This is a genomic window from Colwellia sp. 20A7 (assembly GCF_009832865.1).
Lineage (GTDB): Bacteria > Pseudomonadota > Gammaproteobacteria > Enterobacterales > Alteromonadaceae > Colwellia.
Map to the genome: position 1 here is coordinate 2,158,671 of NZ_CP047130.1, position 17,652 is coordinate 2,176,322.

Annotated in this window: 13 protein-coding genes; 10 read left to right on the forward strand and 3 right to left on the reverse strand. The window is 37.5% G+C overall.

What is annotated here, in order from left to right; translation table 11 throughout:
• Positions 1–20 precede the first annotated feature (20 nt).
• The 3 genes from GQS55_RS09345 to GQS55_RS09355 all read left to right on the forward strand — a co-directional run bounded on the left by GQS55_RS09345 (position 21) and on the right by GQS55_RS09355 (position 5,562).
• Entirely contained in the window at positions 21–1,328 is a 1,308-nt protein-coding gene (locus GQS55_RS09345) for an efflux RND transporter periplasmic adaptor subunit (RefSeq protein WP_159820005.1), read from the forward strand.
• A gap of 11 nt (positions 1,329–1,339) precedes the next feature.
• Positions 1,340–4,540 (forward strand): efflux RND transporter permease subunit, encoded by a 3,201-nt coding sequence (locus GQS55_RS09350; protein ID WP_159820007.1) that lies wholly within the window; start codon positions 1,340–1,342, stop codon positions 4,538–4,540.
• A 125-nt stretch (positions 4,541–4,665) separates the two neighbouring features.
• The gene (locus GQS55_RS09355; protein WP_159820009.1) at positions 4,666–5,562 is read left to right on the forward strand and encodes a cation diffusion facilitator family transporter; all 897 of its coding nucleotides are present in this window, start codon (positions 4,666–4,668) and stop codon (positions 5,560–5,562) included.
• A 308-nt stretch (positions 5,563–5,870) separates the two neighbouring features.
• Here the strand turns inward: GQS55_RS09355 and GQS55_RS09360 are convergent, their stop codons facing one another.
• Positions 5,871–6,497 (reverse strand): recombinase family protein, encoded by a 627-nt coding sequence (locus GQS55_RS09360; protein ID WP_159820011.1) that lies wholly within the window; start codon positions 6,495–6,497, stop codon positions 5,871–5,873.
• 166 nt (positions 6,498–6,663) lie between these two features.
• Positions 6,664–9,678 (reverse strand): Tn3 family transposase, encoded by a 3,015-nt coding sequence (locus tag GQS55_RS09365; RefSeq protein WP_159822690.1) that lies wholly within the window; start codon positions 9,676–9,678, stop codon positions 6,664–6,666.
• A 411-nt stretch (positions 9,679–10,089) separates the two neighbouring features.
• On the opposite strand from GQS55_RS09365, the gene GQS55_RS09370 reads away from it, so the two are divergent.
• Positions 10,090–11,034, forward strand: coding sequence for a hypothetical protein (locus tag GQS55_RS09370; protein WP_159820013.1), 945 nt, complete (start codon positions 10,090–10,092; stop codon positions 11,032–11,034).
• A 450-nt stretch (positions 11,035–11,484) separates the two neighbouring features.
• On the opposite strand, the gene GQS55_RS09375 is transcribed toward GQS55_RS09370, so the two are convergent.
• Entirely contained in the window at positions 11,485–12,639 is a 1,155-nt protein-coding gene (locus tag GQS55_RS09375; RefSeq protein ID WP_159820015.1) for an IS110 family transposase, read from the reverse strand.
• A 158-nt stretch (positions 12,640–12,797) separates the two neighbouring features.
• Here GQS55_RS09375 and GQS55_RS09380 point away from each other — a divergent pair, with 158 nt between their 5' ends.
• From GQS55_RS09380 to GQS55_RS09405, 6 genes are all read left to right on the forward strand, one after another.
• The gene (locus tag GQS55_RS09380) at positions 12,798–13,760 is read left to right on the forward strand and encodes a hypothetical protein (RefSeq protein ID WP_159820017.1); all 963 of its coding nucleotides are present in this window, start codon (positions 12,798–12,800) and stop codon (positions 13,758–13,760) included.
• A 2-nt stretch (positions 13,761–13,762) separates the two neighbouring features.
• The gene (locus GQS55_RS09385) at positions 13,763–14,140 is read left to right on the forward strand and encodes a hypothetical protein (RefSeq protein ID WP_159820019.1); all 378 of its coding nucleotides are present in this window, start codon (positions 13,763–13,765) and stop codon (positions 14,138–14,140) included.
• Positions 14,141–14,384: 244 nt separating this feature from the next.
• Complete coding sequence (locus tag GQS55_RS09390) at positions 14,385–15,194, forward strand: hypothetical protein (protein ID WP_159820021.1); 810 nt, start codon at positions 14,385–14,387, stop codon at positions 15,192–15,194.
• Positions 15,182–15,568, forward strand: coding sequence for a hypothetical protein (locus GQS55_RS09395; RefSeq protein ID WP_159820023.1), 387 nt, complete (start codon positions 15,182–15,184; stop codon positions 15,566–15,568). The genes GQS55_RS09390 and GQS55_RS09395 overlap by 13 nt, the downstream gene beginning before the upstream one ends.
• 212 nt (positions 15,569–15,780) lie before the next feature.
• The gene (locus tag GQS55_RS09400; protein ID WP_159817298.1) at positions 15,781–16,806 is read left to right on the forward strand and encodes an IS110 family transposase; all 1,026 of its coding nucleotides are present in this window, start codon (positions 15,781–15,783) and stop codon (positions 16,804–16,806) included.
• Positions 16,807–17,156: 350 nt separating this feature from the next.
• The gene (locus GQS55_RS09405; RefSeq protein ID WP_159820025.1) at positions 17,157–17,537 is read left to right on the forward strand and encodes a hypothetical protein; all 381 of its coding nucleotides are present in this window, start codon (positions 17,157–17,159) and stop codon (positions 17,535–17,537) included.
• The last annotated feature ends 115 nt before the right edge of the window (positions 17,538–17,652 follow it).

A 17,652-nucleotide genomic window follows, 5' to 3' on the forward strand; every position in this document is an offset into this window, starting at 1 on the left:
TAACGCTATTGGTGAGAATTATGAAAAAATTTAACAGAAAAAAAATATCAATTATTACACTTATTTCCGTATTTATAGGAGTTACTAGCAATGCTTACTCGGCAGAAACTATTGATGCTTCATTGCCGAAATCTCAAGTCAAATCGGTACAGAAAGAGGAACAACATAAAGGAGATGAACATAAGAGTGAAGAAGGACATGACGAACATAGTGATCATAGTGAAACTAAAGAACATGATGAACATGATGAACATCGTGAGCATAATGAAACTAAAGGGCATGATGGTGAAACGGAAGATAAAGGACATACGGAGTCTGAAGAAGGCATAACTCTGTCGCCAGAGAAAATGTCGATAGCTAACATCATTGTTGAGTCGATTTTACCTAAGATACATTTCAACACGGTCTATGCCCCAGGTGAAATAAAAGTTAATGGCTATAAAAGCTATGTTGTATCGCCTCGAACTGAGTCTGTCATCATAAAAAGACATGCAATATTGGGTGAACATGTTAATAAAGGTCAAAATTTGGTCACGCTTTTTAGTGAAGCCATGGCTCAAGCTCAAGCTGACTACCTCATTGCTTCAACTGAGTGGCAGCGTGTTAAATCACTAGGAAAACAAACAATAAGTGAGAGTCGATTACTGAATGCGGAAACAACGTTTAATGCATCCTATGGCCGACTTTTTGCGTTTGGTTTAACAGATGATGCCATTAAAACCATTTCAAAGAGCAATACCACTTCATTTGGGCAATACTCTTTAACCGCTCAACGTGCGGGTATTGTGTTAAGTGATGATTTCTCTCAAGGACAGCGTGTTGCAGCGGGTGATGAAATTATGCTTTTAGCAGATGAAAATGACTTGTGGGTAGAGGCTAAAGTTGCGGCTAGCAAGAAATTGAATTTATCGATAAATTCACCTGCTATTGTGAATTTAGATGGGCAGGATTATAAGGCTAAAGTCATTCAAGAAGCACACACCATCGATCCAATTACTCGAACACGGATTGTAAGATTATCGGTAACAAACAAGGATGACAATTTACATTCAGGCATGTTCGTTAAAGTAAATTTTCAGTTTGAAACTGATACTCAAGTGATGGCTGTACCTGAAGATGCTTTAATACGTGGGGCTGATGGTGATTGGACCGTTTTTGTAGAAGACCACCCTGGTGAGTTTAACGCTATAGAGGTTGAGTTAGGACAAACATTTGGAGATTACCGAGAAATCATTGGCTTAAACAGCGGTAGTCGCGTGGTAACTAAAGGAGCATTTTTTGTGGCTTCTGAAATAGCTAAAGGCGGATTTGATCCGCACAACCACTAGGAGTAACCACTATGTTTAATAAAATGATTGATTGGTCTATCAATAATAGACTACTGGTATTAATTGCTTTAATTGTCACCTTAATTGGTGCGGTTATGGTTATTCCTAAGCTTAATTTAGATGCTTTTCCTGATGTGACAAACGTGCAAGTAGCCGTAAATACAGAGGCTCCAGGGTTAGCTGCGGAGGAAGTTGAGCAACTAATTACATATCCTATTGAAGCGGTTATGTATGCTTTACCCGATGTTGAGCAAGTGCGTTCAATATCTAAAACAGGATTATCAGGTGTAACTGTTGTCTTTAAGGAAGGCACCGATATCTATTTTGCTAGGCAGCTAGTGTTTGAGCGACTACAAGCAGCAAAAGAACTCATTCCAAAGGGCGTTGGTACACCGGAGATGGGGCCAAACACTTCGGGGTTAGGCCAAGTTTATCAATACTTACTTATCGCAGACAAAGGCTCTGAATATGATTCAATGTCTTTAAGAAGCTTAAATGATTGGATCGTTAAATTACTGATAATGCCAGTAGATGGTGTCACGGATGTACTGTCATTTGGTGGTAATGTTAGACAATATCAAGTCAATGTCGATCCCTCTAAATTACTTTCTTATCAAATATCTCAAGACGATGTCGTTCAAGCGTTAGATCGGAACAATGCTAATGTGGGCGGTTGGTATATGAACCGAGGCCAAGAACAGTTAGTCGTTAGGGGTACTGGTTGGTTTAAGAGTGGTGAAGCAGGCATAGAAAACATTAAACAAGTACCTGTGAAAAGTGTCGAAGGCACCGTTGTTACTGTAGCTGATGTTGCGAAAGTTGAGTTAGGTAGTGAAATTCGACAAGGTGCAGCCACAATGACTCGACGAGCTGAAAACGGTAATGTTGAGCAACTAGGTGAAGTAGTCTCAGGTATTGTCTTAAAGCGCATGGGTTCCAATACCAAGGCGACTATTGATGGCATAAACTCACGGATTGATTTGATTAATCAGGCGTTGCCTGATGGGGTGAGATTTGAAGCATTTTATGACCAGGGCGACTTAATAGAAAAAGCAGTTAATACGGTTGTTGAAGCATTAGCACTCGCTTTTATCTTCATTGTCATTGTAATTGCTTTGTTCTTAATGAATTTAAGAGCTACGTTTTTAGTGCTTATCTCTATCCCAATATCAATTAGTATTGCCTTGATGGTGATGGCTTGGTGGGGCATATCTGCCAATTTAATGTCTTTAGGTGGTATTGCTGTTGCCATTGGTATGTTAGTTGATGGCTCTGTGGTGATGGTAGAGAATATGTTTAACCATCTTAATAGGCCAGATGCGACCCATCTAAAAAATGTAGAGTCACGTGTCCCTCATGACGATGAAGATCCTCACCGAGTAGAGGGAGATGACCATGGTATAGACTTACGATTAAAACAGGCAGGTAAAGAAGTTGCTCGGCCCGTCTTTTTTGCAGCGTCCATTATTATTGTTGTTTTTATGCCGTTATTTAGCTTTGAAGGTGTTGAAGCTAAGCTATTTCAGCCGATGGCTATCAGCATAATTTTAGCGGTAGTCTCTGCCATTATGGTTGCACTATTAGTCGTTCCGGCTTTGGCAACGTTTATGTTTAAAAAAGGCATAAAACAACGGGAAAGCTTTGTGCTTAAACCGTTAGATAAATGGTATAAGAAAGGGCTTAAAATAGCACTAACAAGAACTAAGTTGGTCATTATTACCTCCGCACTGCTTGTTATATCAGCCTTAGCAATTATTCCTCAAATTGGCACTGAATTTGTACCGGAATTGGAGGAAGGCACCATCAACTTGAGAGCTACGTTAGCACCATCATCTAGTTTGGAGACTGCCTTGTCGGTAGCGCCTATACTTGAAGAAAAATTAATGGCGTTTCCCGAAGTGACCTATGCATTAAGTCGAATTGGTCGAGCGGAAATTGGTGGAGATCCAGAGCCTGTTAATAACATTGAAATTTATATCGGCTTAAAACCTGTTTCACAATGGACAAGCGCTTCTAATCGATATGAATTACAAGATTTAATGGAACGTGCATTAGAAGTTCATCCCGGACTTTTATTAAACTTTTCTCAGCCCATAGCCACACGTGTCGATGAGCTTTTATCAGGCGTGAAAGCGCAACTGGCAATTAAGCTCTTTGGACCAGAACTCGATGTATTGGCGAGTAAAGGCCAAGAGATTGAAGCTGCAATCAAAACTATTAATGGTACACGTGATGTTGCACTAGAGCAGATAGTGGGTGAGGCACAACTCGTCATTGATCCAAACAGACTACAATTATCGCGATTTGGACTGTCGGTAGGTGACATTATGGACGTAGTTCAAAATGGTATTGGTGGAATAGAAGCAGGACAAATTATCAATGGTAATGAACGTTATAGTATTTATGTTCGCATAGCAGAGGAGTATCGTAAAAATATAGAGGCTATTGCTGATATTAGACTTCAATCTCCTAGTGGTGCATGGGTACGTTTAGGTGATGTGGCAACTGTTACTTATCAATCGGGTCCTCCGCAAATTAGACGTGATGATGTTCAACGCAGAGTGGTTATTCAGGCCAATGTTCAAGGTCGTGATATGGGCAGTGTTGTTGCTGACATTAGGACTGCAATTGCAGAGAAGGTTGAGCTACCAACGGGGTATTCCATTGTGATAGGTGGCCAATTTGAAAATCAGCAACGTGCGCAAAAGCGACTTGCTATTGTTGTGCCTATTTCTTTAGCGCTAATCGCACTACTGCTTTACTTTGCCTTTGGCTCAGTGGGTCAGGCTATGCTGATATTAGTTAACGTGCCACTTGCTGTTATTGGTGGTGTTTTCTCGCTTTATCTCTCTGGGCAGTATTTGTCTGTGCCAAGCTCTGTTGGTTTTATTACGCTGTTCGGTGTTGCCGTTTTAAATGGTGTCGTGATGGTTGAAAGTATTAACCAGCGCATTAAAGATGGCTTGGACAGTTCTAAAGCAATATTTGAAGGTGCAACGTCAAGATTGAGACCTGTTCTTATGACTGCAATCACCTCGGCTTTAGGATTGATCCCGATGTTAATGTCTAACGGTGTTGGCGCAGAAATACAAAGACCGCTGGCAAGTGTGATCGTAGGAGGGTTGGTTACAGCAACCTTACTGACACTCTTTGTTTTACCTGTGTTGTATCCTTGGTTTTCAAAGAAAAAAATAGAATTGTTAAGTCGTTAATGAGGTAGATAAATAACAATCCCATTTCATCATAGTTATGGGATTGTTTCCTCGTTTAGGTCGCTAAATACAATTACAACAAATTAAGACAACTTAAGTAAAGTTAACAAATAAGGACTGTTTTTATGGGTCACCACCATGGTCACGATCATTCCCATACACATGACGGTAAGCTAAGTTTTGCTGTTTTTATTAATATTTTGCTAACGGTAGTACAAATAATTGGTGGGCTTGTATCAGGTAGCTTATCTCTTATAGCAGACGCACTGCATAATTTAAGCGATGCAGGTGCTATTCTCATCGCTATTGTCGCAAGAAAAATAGCTCGAAAGCCTGCTAGTAGCAATATGACTTATGGGTTTAAGCGTGCTGAAATTATAGGTGCGTTAATCAATAGTACAACGCTGATTATTGTTGGTTTTTATCTTATTTATGAAGCTATATTTAAATATTTTAACCCAGAGCCGATAGATGGATGGATCGTTGTTTGGATTGCGACAATTGCCTTGGTAATAGATGCGGTAACAGCATGGCTAACCTATAGATCGGGGGTGAAAAACAACTTAAATTTAAAAGCCGTATTTATTCATAACATGTCAGATGCTTTTGCGTCTATTATCGTTATCGTAGCAGGCACGCTTATTATTCTATACCAATGGTATTTTGTTGATATCATCGCGACAATTGCAATATCCATCTATGTGATATATCACGGTTTATCACTGGCTAAACAGACAATTAAAATTTTAATGCAGGCAGTACCAGATGACATTGATATTGAAGAGTTATGTACTGTGATTGAATCTCTCTCTAGCGTAAAAAAAGTTAATCATATACATGTGTGGCAACTCGATGACAATAAGAAATTCTTGGAAGCACATGTCACTTTAGAGATAGACCAAATCGATAATGGTGTGATTCAAATTAAAAAAATTCTCGTTAACCAATATGGCATTGACCACTCGACTATAGAAAGGTGTATCGCAAATCAAGAAACCTTAGACCATTGTTATCACCCGTAGTGAGTCAGTTTTATTGAATCTAATTGACGTACCTTAGAATTAACACTCTATTTTATGACAACTTTGAAATATTCTAATGTTCGCTGAAGTGGATGTACACCTAACATTGTGGTCAAGTAAAACTGACTACAATGTTAGTTTTTTAACTCGTAAAGGGTGATGTCGCCATAGAGTATCAACGCTTTTGACTACTAATTCTCTATTTAACATATTGTGGTTATGTGCATAAACGTGATATTTTTCGCGTAAATTGCTGTCCCACTTGTTTGGCAAGGATTATAGAGGATGCATTGTTTATATTTTGTAAATTATCCTGACTTTAACCTTTTTGAAACTTTGGAAATTGTTGTACGAGAACAACTTAAAATATGCTGAATATAATCATAGGATTTTTTATCTAATAACATCCCTTCAATTTTTTTCTGCAATTCTACATCGAGTGGTCTTCCACGGTATCGCCCCTCAGACTTCGCTTTAGCAATCCCTTCATGTTGACGGCGTCTTCTGTCTTCGTAGTCCTTTCGGGCAATTGCTGCCAGCATGTCGAGCATCAAATCATTAATAGCTGATAACATTCTTTCTGTAAATTCATCTTTAACGACTGCTGCAAACTGGTGACTAGTTGGTAAATCTAATGAAACGATCCTTAAACCTTTTGTTTTTATGATGGCCTTGAGTGAAGACCAATCATCATCTTTTAATCTGGATATACGATCTATTTGCTCAACTAGTACAACATCGCCTTTTTGGGCTATTTCAAGCAACCTGAATAATTCTGGCCTTTCCAATTTTGCTCCGGATTCATTTTCTGCAAAGAATGCAGATATTACCAAATCATGTTCATTGGAAAACCGTAACAATGCATCTTTTGCGCGAGTAGCATCTTGCTCTTTTGTTGAAGCTCGCAAATAAGCATAAGTTCGAAAATTGCTCATCGTGGAAATAGTCCATTTTATATAGTCTCTTTATGTCAGTCCATTATACATAGTGTTCAGGATTTAGTGGACTATAATAACACGGGGTTTCAAGAAGTTCTGTTAAGGTATACCTTAATGAGACTTTGTAAAAGAGCGTATATTTATTATCACATAGTTTGTTTGTTCAATCGACACTATCAAGTGTTTCAATACCATTGAGCAAACCGATTAAATCAATTTCCTTACGATCTTTATTAAAGGCATATTCACCATTCAAGTTTATATGCTGCCAAGCGACAGGCGATAACCTTGAAATAATATCAACTACGTCTTGTCTGCCGTTCTTTTCTTGAATTTGTAAAAATGCCGATAATAATGCTGAATTATAATAAATAATACAGTTTGAAATAAGTCGAGCGCAGTCGTTCCATTGTGATACTTGATAATCATTACCACCTCGAAATTTATTACCGTTTACGGAAGTTATAGCCCGTTTCAACTGGTGATAAGCTTCACCTCTGTTTAATGCTTGCTGGACATAATGGCGCAGTGTTGAATTATCAACATACTCCAACACATAAATAGATTTAATTAATCGATCGTATTCATGCAAAGCAGACAACGTGCGGCTCTTGCCATTACTAATCTTTCTAATAATTGTGCTTTGAGTCGTTGTTTTACGGCTCAGTGAACAAATGATATGCTGAATATTATCCCACTCTTCAGCAATTAATTTATGGTTAATATCTTTCTTTAACTGAATACGGCCACCGTCTTCTTCAGTCACCTCAAATAAATTAAAAAATACCTTTTTCATTTTTGCGTATCGAGGGGCGAACGTATAACCAAAAAAATCTAGAATGGCGAAGTTAACATTGTTGGTACCATGCGTGTCGGTCGATAACGTATTTGGCTGTATATCTGATGAATTGTTATAAAGTAAATCGAAAGCAAAATGCCCCTCATACTCATTCGCGCCAATCACTTGCGTACTTACGGGGACATGGTTTGAAATCAATGTGAGTGCAGAAACACCTTTACCTTTAGAAAAGTATTTAGATGAATAACGCGCCTTAAAGGTATTAATTCGACACTCAAATTTTTGACCATCGATACTTGAAAATAATTGGTTATCATCAACATGGTAATATGAAAATATTGGTAACATTGCTATGCCATTAGAAACCTTATCATTCGACTGAGTTAACGTTTCATATCGAATATAACTATCATCTACACTACGTAATTTACCTATTGAACGGTCGGAGATATTCGCCATTTTATATAAACCGTAATTTGTACCATTCGCTAAGATGCAAGCGATCAGATCTTCCTTATTTGCCGATGCTTTTTCTTTGTTGACAGAGATGTGAGTGAATGATTTTAAATAGTCAGTCTTTTGATCAACAAACAACATGAGTTCAACAATACCCATATGTTGTATTTGATTATAAAGAGGATTTTCGATACTCTCATGCCATCGGATGTTTGGAATTGACCACTTAAGTTCGGCCTTACCAGGAATAAACTCAACGTACTTATTATCGCCACTAAAAATGTGTTCACTTACTTCCTTCAGCTTATCTTCTAGCTGTTGGCTCTTATCTGCTAATGTCTGGTTAATGGAAGTGCTCAACTTATCAAGCCCTGTATTTTCAATGATTTCAGCCTTGTTTTTCCATTCTTTAGGTTGGATCAAGTCAGAAGTTAAGCTTCTATTATTAACACTCTCTTTAACGGTTAGGTTGTTACTATGAAATAGTTGCTCTGCTTTTCGGTAAAGGAAGTATTCAAATCGATTGGCAATTAATTTGGTATTATCATCTTCGAAATATTCACGGTCACTTTTAGGTATCACATCGATGTTAATTGTTTTTATCATTTTGAACGCCCCTAATTCTTCGTGAGCAGTAGTGTACTGTTCACGCAATTCATCTTTTAGGTGAATGAACTCAATATCAATAGACAAGAAGAGTGAACGGATAAGTTTTTTAATTTTACTCGATTGTTTATCGATAAATTGCCATTCATATTGACGGCCATCAAAGTCATTGTTATCTAGATGATCACTTAGTAACTTAATACTCTCTGCGGGGATAAGCTCAAAGGCTTTCTTACGCACATCACCAAAGCTAAGGTTATCGTCCATGTCGGCATCGATAAAATACTTTAATAAACTACCCGCAGATTTTAATTTAGTGCGAACGATAGTGACATCTTCTACAATACGCTGTTTTGCGTAGCCCTTGGCTGATTCCGTTAACTTATTGATCATATAGATAAAAGCAGAAACTAAATTGTCATTGGTTTCTCGGTACCTAAAAAATAAATAACAAACAAGATATAAAATAGTTTGGCTGTCATCGTGTCTTCTGAGTTTATACACTGTCTTGTGTTTAACTAATGACGCGTAGTATTCAAGGTTTTTAGGTGATAGCTCCAATTCAGTAATAAGCACTTTAATTTCTGGATAAAGTGAACGTATAATTTTATGTGTCTTCAACTCTTGTGCAATTTGACTGGCCGAGAAGTCTTTAGCCATCTTTTTTAATTTGGCTAAATCTGTAAAGGTATTATTTGATTCCAGTAATTTAAGTAACGTTGCTTTTGTGGGTGGTGTTAAGTTTTCATTGAGAACAACTTCAATACGATTTCGTTCATTTGATAATACCGTTGATATAGTATCTTGCAGTGTTGTGTAACCCGCTAGCGCTATTCTATTTTGACCAAAATATGCAATGCACTCATCGAAAACATATCTAGGCTCTAAATTGATTTTTACAACATCATTAAGTCTGTTAATTAATAATGATTTATCTATTTTACTTTTGTAGATTGAAAAACTGGCATATTTAAGTAATTTATTAACTAATATAGTTTTCGTTGCTGGTGATAAATTTACTCTAAATGTTTCCTTATCTTGAAAATACTTGCGCTTTATATAATCATAATCAGCTTCTACATCGGCAAATGAAAAGTTAAAAATTATAGGGCGTGATCTGAAGTAGCCTAAAAGTAGAATAAAATAAATTCGCGCTTCAATTAATCGTGATTTATTGATGATTTTTTTTGTTTCGCTGTCTAAAGAAAAGTATTCCTCTCTATCAGAGTGATTAAAGTTTGGGAGGGTGTAAAGTTCGGTGATTTCAGATTGGCTAAGTATGTGAATACGTTTAGTGTTTTGAGTGACGATGATTATTTACCCTAGGAATGTTTTTCATTATCATACATCAATCAATTGTGTGAAAAATAGGCTTAATAGCAATTTCGAGGGGATGGGCACAAAACCCCTACTTGCAAAATGCGGGTTCGAGACCCAGTAGACTATTCGAGTGTGGTGCTTGGAGTCCTTTGTCGCGTTCGTTCTTGTTATCGGTCTCTCAACAGAGGAGCCTTCATTCAATCGAACTACGACAAGGAAAGCTTAAGTTGCTGCTTAAGCCTGGGTCTCACATTACCCGAAAAGGGTTTAAAATAGTAATTTAGATGGGTGTATTATCCATACAAGGCATTTAAACGGAATTAAAACAGTGGGTTAAGTTTCGTATCTCAACATTGTAACCCACTATTTTAATCCGCTTAATGCGGCGTTATAAGGCAAGGAGAGCTAGTGGCTAATCGTAAATTTGTTTCAGAATTCGGACTTAATATGTTGAATGGATTAAGGTTGCTTCTTCAACAAGAGCACCTTAGTTTGATAGATCAAACAGGAATCAAACCCCATATATATATTATCTCTCGTAGACCCAGAATATCCATAGTCCCTGAATCCATTAAATGCGAAGGCGATTTAATTTCAGGTATATTTAGAAAACAAATTAAAGATACATTTGAAGAAATTCCTTTTAAAACTAATAACTACTTAGGAACCACTGATTTAACTTTTAAATCAGAATATCCTTACACTGAATATGAGGTTATTGATAATAAAACTCAAAAGCTTCTAGCAAACGGTAAATCAGCATTGCTTTTAGCTAAATTAAATCCAGACTATCAAGCTCACCTTGATCTTGAAATTCTTTATGTTGGTCAATCGTATGGTGTAGAGGGGGCTAGAACTGCCGGAGAAAGACTAAAAAAACATGAGACACTGCAAGGTATCTACTCAGAGGCAATTAGAAAATCACCTGACCAAGAAATTTGGTTGTTTGTTTCGGAGTTTGAAGAAATATTGTTAGCCTCATTTGACGGTAGGCACGATGAGTATGAAACAACAGAAGATCAAGATAATACACATATAAAGAATGTTTTGAATAACGAGATGACGGAACAGCAAAAGATCAACTTTACAGAAGCTGCTCTTATTCGTCATTTTCAACCACCTTACAATAAAATATATAAAGATACATTCCCAAATCCTGCCCACAAAACGTATTCTGAGTGTTACGATATTGACTTAAATATGGTTTGCGTTGAACTTCAAACAGATGAATTAGCATTTCGCTTTTGGAGTGAAAATGTGCCGCCCAACTGGCTTCACTTTTGTTCATTCCCTCTGCACTCCAAAGAAGAGAGGATGTATATGTTTGAGATTGATGGAGAAGTTGCCTTATAACAAGCTGTTAAAGCGGGACAAATTACAGTTGGCTGTTTCGCTCCGTTCACATTATAGCCAACTACAATTCGCCCCTTAACAGGGCGTTGGTATGACTCCCCACGTCAAGTTAAACCGTAAAACATCCTGCTTTTTTTCGAGCCATGATTTTTCTCTTTTCAAGTTGAGTGAGTTAACGCATAGAATGAAGCAAGTAATTTCGTCGGTTATCATGCTGATATTCGTGGATTATTAACCTATTGGCTAACAGCGCCTACCTTACTTTTTCCGTCGTGACACCTAATTTCAGTCTATGCTCGTGGTTCAATGGCCGTTAGGCTATTGCCATCCTAACGCCCTCGGTGGTTGTGCCACATCCGATGCTTGACTCCATGCGCTAACTCAAAACTTTTTCTCATTTAATCTTTTCTCTTTTTCATGTTGTTTCTTTATTTACGACTCACTTTTTGATTATGCTGGTACCCTTGAAATACGCGTACTTGGGTCAACAGGCACTAATATTACTTCTCGTGATATCGCCCAAATATATGCGAGCATTTCACGGGCAATGGCAGCGACAACAATATTACGATGCTTACCGCGTTGCATCAGGCGTTTGTATCGTCGGCAAAGCCTTAGTTGGGCTTTCCAAGCAATATCAATAACGACCTTAGGCAGTGTTTCTTGCCGCTTTTGTAGCTCGGTTGACACGTTTGCGTTGTGCTTATAGGTTTGAGCCCCTTCAATTAATAATCGACGTGCTCGGCCATTACCACATTTAGTGATGCCGCCTAGCTTTCGATTATCCCCACTTGAGTTTTCTTTGGGAACTAATCCTAAGTAAGCCATTAGCTTTCTCGGGTGGTCAAAGCGTCTTAAATCACCTAACTCAGCAATGGTACCTACAGCGACTAAAAAACGAATACCTCGCATCGCTTGCAATGCTTGAACGACGGGATAATAGCGCCATAGTTTTGCTTGATGTGCTAATTCATTAACTAATCGTTCAACGCGCTTAATACGTTCGGTAATGGTTTGTATCATTTCTTGCAGCACAATTTGTTGGCTTGGATGCGGCAAAACTAACTCAGTTAGCCAACGTAAATGTTGATTTGACCAATTGTCATTCACTTTGCAGGTGATGTTGTTGCGCAGAAATAAACCTTTAAGTTGGAATTTAGCATCTTTTAAGTCTTTCATAGCGGTTTCTCTTGCCCTGGATAAATCACGTATTGCTTCGTCTTCAGGCTCGGGGACATAAATCGGGGTTAGCTCCTCGTCTTTAAGGAGTTTGGCCAACTTCATTGCATCACGTTTATCGGTTTTGACTTTATCTCCTGGTTTTTTAGGGATAAGCGATGGCGCAACGACATAACAGCAATGACCTAAACTTGTCAGTAGACGGTAAATCCAATAGCCACATGGACCTGCTTCATAAACAAAATGCAATGTCGCATTAGGGTATTTAGATTGATATTGCCGAGCAAGTTTAGTGATTGCTGCTTTGGTTGTTTTAATTTTTCCTTGATGAACAGTTTTTGCGCCACGTTGGTCTTCAATGTGTGCAACTTCAGTAGATACTTTATGGGTATCTAAGCCAATGAAAAGTATGTTATGTTTATTCATGCTAGCCTCTATTTTATATTGTTGATAAATATATTATGGCTCTGGTTTGTAAAACTAACCCACGAATTTAGAGGCTAGCACTTTGTGGGGAGTCATTATGTCTAAACCTCTAAATCAACGTTTAGAGTATAATTCAAACTTTAAAAGGAACTTAAAAAATGAGTGAAATAATTTTATGTAATCGAAATTTTAGCGCAAGTGCGTTTAAAAATGACTGTGGTATTGAAATTGAGCAGGCTTCTTCTCTTACATGTCCTAATCCAGAGTTGATTATTGCTAATAAACCTTATTTATTACAAAACGGTCATTCTACTATTGGTGCAACTTCACTAGCAAAATTGTCCAATCCTTCAATTGCAAAAAATCTTACAAACTTAGCTTTATCTTTTGGTGGAGATAATCTAATAGCGCTTTCTACTATTACTTCTAAATTACAAGAGTACAATGTAGGGTTGATGGGTGCATCAGCCAGCGTTTACGCTAATAGAATGGGTGGTTTTGTTGGAGCAGTAAAAGACTACCAATCGGCTTTAATGGAATATCGTCAAGTATCAATAATTAAATCTCCTGCTAATGTAGCAGCTAAGCAAAAAGCAAAAATATCTTTTGATAAAATGCAGAATGGCTTTAAGCACGAGATAAAAGTAGTAACAAGCCACGTAAAATCAGGTCGTGGTACGCCTATGACTAATTTTGATAGAGGTGCAAATATAGCTAAAAGCAGCAGAAGCATTGCTAAACTCGATTTAATTAACCCTGTTCAAGCCGACAATATTGTTAAATTGGCGAAACACGCTAAATTTTTAGGTAATGGGTTAGCAGTTATCGACTTTGGTAGTCGTGTGGGTAATATTCATAATAGTTATAAAGCTGACGCCAATTGGGAGCGTGAAATGTTTATTGAATCAAGCAGTTTTGCTGCTAGTGCAATAACGGGGACTTTAGTAGTTGAAGCTGGCTTAGCGATTCTAATTTTTGCAACACCAGTTGGTTGGATGGGCCTTATCGTTGGTGGCTTAGCTGTTGCAGGTACCGCAGCAATAACTTCTATTGCTGTTAACAATGAGTTTAAAAGTAATAGCGGCAAATGGTATGACTCTATAATGACATTAGTGAATTAGATATGAGTTTATTTTCACAGCTATTAGCCGTTTCTGCCGCAATTGGTTTTTTTGCATTAATTTTTTATGTTGTATTTGGTCAAGTTACAGTGCGTAAGCTTAGAAAAAACCCTAAAACAAAAGACGCTCTTGGAAGTGAGCTGGCAAGTGGTTGGGATATTTTAAATGTGGCTAAAGCAATGGCTCTTCCTATTTCATGGAGTAAAAAGTTTGAGAATAGTCCCTTATCATTTATGTATGCTAATTCAAACGTTGTACTTAAGCACACAAATAAATTAGATCGCTTTTTAGGTATATTATTTTTTTGGTTATGGCTAGTCTCAGGCAGTACGATGATATTTTTAATACTTTTAAAATATTTAGGTGTTTTTTCACAATAGAGGCTTAACAAGAAAATCAACAAGGACTAAAAACAGCGGGCTGTTCGCTTTGCTCCATTTTAGCCCACTATTTTTAGCCTGTTATTTGGGCGTTAGGTATTTAGGAGATAGTTGCAACTCTTGGTCGACTATACTACTTGACAATAAAATATCCGAAGCGATATAGTGCTGCACTTAAAGTAATCAAGGATGATTGTTAACTATCCCTTAGTTAATATAATCTCTTAATAATATGGAGTATAAAATGGATTTAGCCACCGCAAACCCGCAAAAAAATGCCCTTACCTTAGAAAGATTTGAAGAACATTTACATAAAGCGATTGATAAACCAACCACAAATTTTCGAATGAGAAGAGTGGGTCCTTCTAGGCAAGGCAGAAGAAGAGAAGTAAAAGTTCATAATGGCGCTCACCGAGCAACATGGGCTAAAACAACCATTAATAGTCGTTTAAGAACCATCAGCATTAACGTATTTCTTAACTTTAAGCAAAATAATTTAAGGCAGGCAGATTATAGTAAATTAAAAGCTCTCGCTATGGCGGGTATTAAACAGTATTGGTCTAACACTATCACGGTTGATGGGGTGCGCTTTAACGTAATAGTCAACGCTTTGCATAAAAGTAGCAGTGATGCCATTCCCGTTGATTTAATGATTGAAGAGAGCCCTGACTATGCTAGATCAATGAACCCCGCGATATTAGGTATAGATGCAAGTTTCGTTTATCAAAAAGGTATACAAGCTCTTGGTGCCCCAGAAAAAGCAATCGATGATGATTTTAAGCTTACTTCAGCGCATGAATTTGGTCATTCTGTTTTAATGTATGTTGGCGGTATCAGTTTATCTTGGGGTCATAAAGGCTCGACCAACGCGCTATTGCAAAATGTAAAATCATCAACTCCTGGATACCCAAACAAAGGTAAACTGGATTTAATGAAATACTATGATGCTAGTAAACGACAACCAGAAAAGCGTCAAAGAATAAATGACTCTATGGCAATAGAAATAGATGTTAAACGATTAATATGGAGTTCTGAAATATTATGGAAAGATTAAGAAATTGGTATAAGTATTTATTGATAATACTTATACCTATACTACTTAGTGCATGTTCAAATATTTACTGGGGAATTATTAAAAACAATACTAATGAGGTTATTAAAGTAAAGCTTACTTTAACAAACGAATACGGCACTCAGGTTTTGGAGCTTCTACCTATAGAATCTAAAGACAGTAGCATATGGGAATATGAACAATCATCACTTATAATCAGCAAAATAGATAAAGATTTATCTTTGGTTGAGGCAACGAATAGAAAAGGTTGCACTATTACTTTTGATCGCACAGCGATAGAGAAAAACGTTGAAAGCCATAGACAACAAATCGTGATTGAACCTCAAGACTTCATTGATGCTTGTGGAAAACAATAATAACCTAGATGAACATTCTGACTACTACCAAATAGCATCTAAAGAAACTATTTGGTAGTAGTCAAAGCATAAAATAATGTAGCTGAATTAAATACCTAACAAGGGTTTTCAAGTCGGACAAATTACAGTTGGCTTTTTGTTCAATGGTATGGACTCCTCACCTTTGACCAAATAGGTTAAGGTGAAGACGCGAATCATTAGGAGCCCAAACCATGAAAAATTCTACCACTATCAGTATCGATTTAGCTAAAACTGTTTTCCAAGTTGCCTTATTTAATAAATATGGCGTAATGAAATCTAATAATAAAATGAGCCAAGCTAAAATGGTTCAGTTTATCGCCCAGCACCCAGAAGCAACTATTTGCATGGAAGCATGCGGAACCGCTCATTATTGGGGGCGTCGTTTTCAACAAAGTGGTCATAAAGTATTACTTGTTCCTGCACATATTGCCGCAAAATACCGCACAGGTAATAAAAATGATGCTAACGATGCGTTAGCTATTTATGAGTCAATTAATCGTCCTAAAACTTATTTTGTCCAAGTAAAAAACCTTGATCAGCAAGACTTGGCAAGTTTACTTAAGCTACGACAAGGCTATGTAAAACAACGCACTCAAACAGCAAATAGAATAAGGGGCTTAGGCCTAGAATATGGGGTTAAAATTCCTAAAGGTATTGCTAAAATACGCAAAGATTTACCATGTTTCCTGGAAGATGCAGAGAATGAGTTGACGACGTCTAGTCGATTTATTTTAAGGGATCTACTCGATCAACTTTTGTTGCTGGATGGTCAAATTGATGAATCAACGAATAGATTAGTTGCTAGAGCTAAGGAAGTACCTGTTTGTATACGATTGATTGCGTTGCCAGGTGTTGCTTGGATAATTGCCAGTGCGCTTTATGCAAGATTGGGAGATGGCTCAGCGTATAAGTGTGGTCGTGATGCCAGCGCAAGCGTTGGTGTAGTTCCTGCTCATTCAGGAACGGGTGGAAATAATAAGTTATTAGGGATAACGAAACGAGGTGATAGGTGTTTACGCTCATTACTTGTTCATGGAGCACGTTCAGTTGTTAGTCGAATTAAAGACAAGCAAGATGGGTTGAGTTGTTGGATAAGAGAGCAACTATCAAAGAATCATTTAAACAAAACTGCGGTTGCTTACGCCAATAAGCTAGTCAGAATGGCATGGGCTATTTTGAAGAGTGGTGAAGAATATCGAACACCTTTAGCTCAGTAGTGTTTGATAAACCTTGAAAAAGTAACTAAGTTAACCGAGTATAAGCAGTCGTAAAATAATAATGTAAAGTGTATCAACGCACGCAAGGCAAAACCTGTGAGGCACGACGGTATTCAAATACCTCTTACTCGTTAAGGAGCTTTGTAAGTGGATTAAGCCATTAAGGTTCGGGGTAGCTCCCCATCAGAAACCGAATATACGTGAACTTGCTACATACATTTAAATTTATTACGATTAACGGCTTGCTATGCAAGAGGAGTCCATATACGTGCCTCACTTATTTTAGCCAACAGCAATTTGCCGCTTAAAACGGCGTTAGGTGCAAAGACAACTCATGCATTCGAGGCAACATGGATACATATAATCCCAATAAAGCAGTAGAACCCGAAAACTGGTTAGCCCTAGATGAAGCTACAAGAATTGAATTAGTTCATGATTTCCATATTGGTTTAGATCACGAATTAACCGAGGATGCTTTAAGTGTACATTCATCAATTCATGTAATAGTTGAAAATCAATTAGCTATGGAGGTTGATTTAATACCTGAAACTATTGCAAAACTTACAAGGCAAGGACTGAATCGGCATGAAGCCATTCATGCAATTGGAGCAATAATCACCGAAGATATTTTTAATGTTATGAAGGGAAATACGGAAGAATTTTCACCTAAGAAATACAGAAGAAAGCTTGAAAAGCTTACAGCAAAAAGGTGGTTAAAAGGGCAATATTAAATTTTGCACCTAACACAATCAAAAAGGACAGTCGCTCACACAATCAAAAAGACACAATCAAAAAGGACAGTCGCTCAAATTATATTAGGTTTGCTTTATAAGCGAGTGTCCTAGT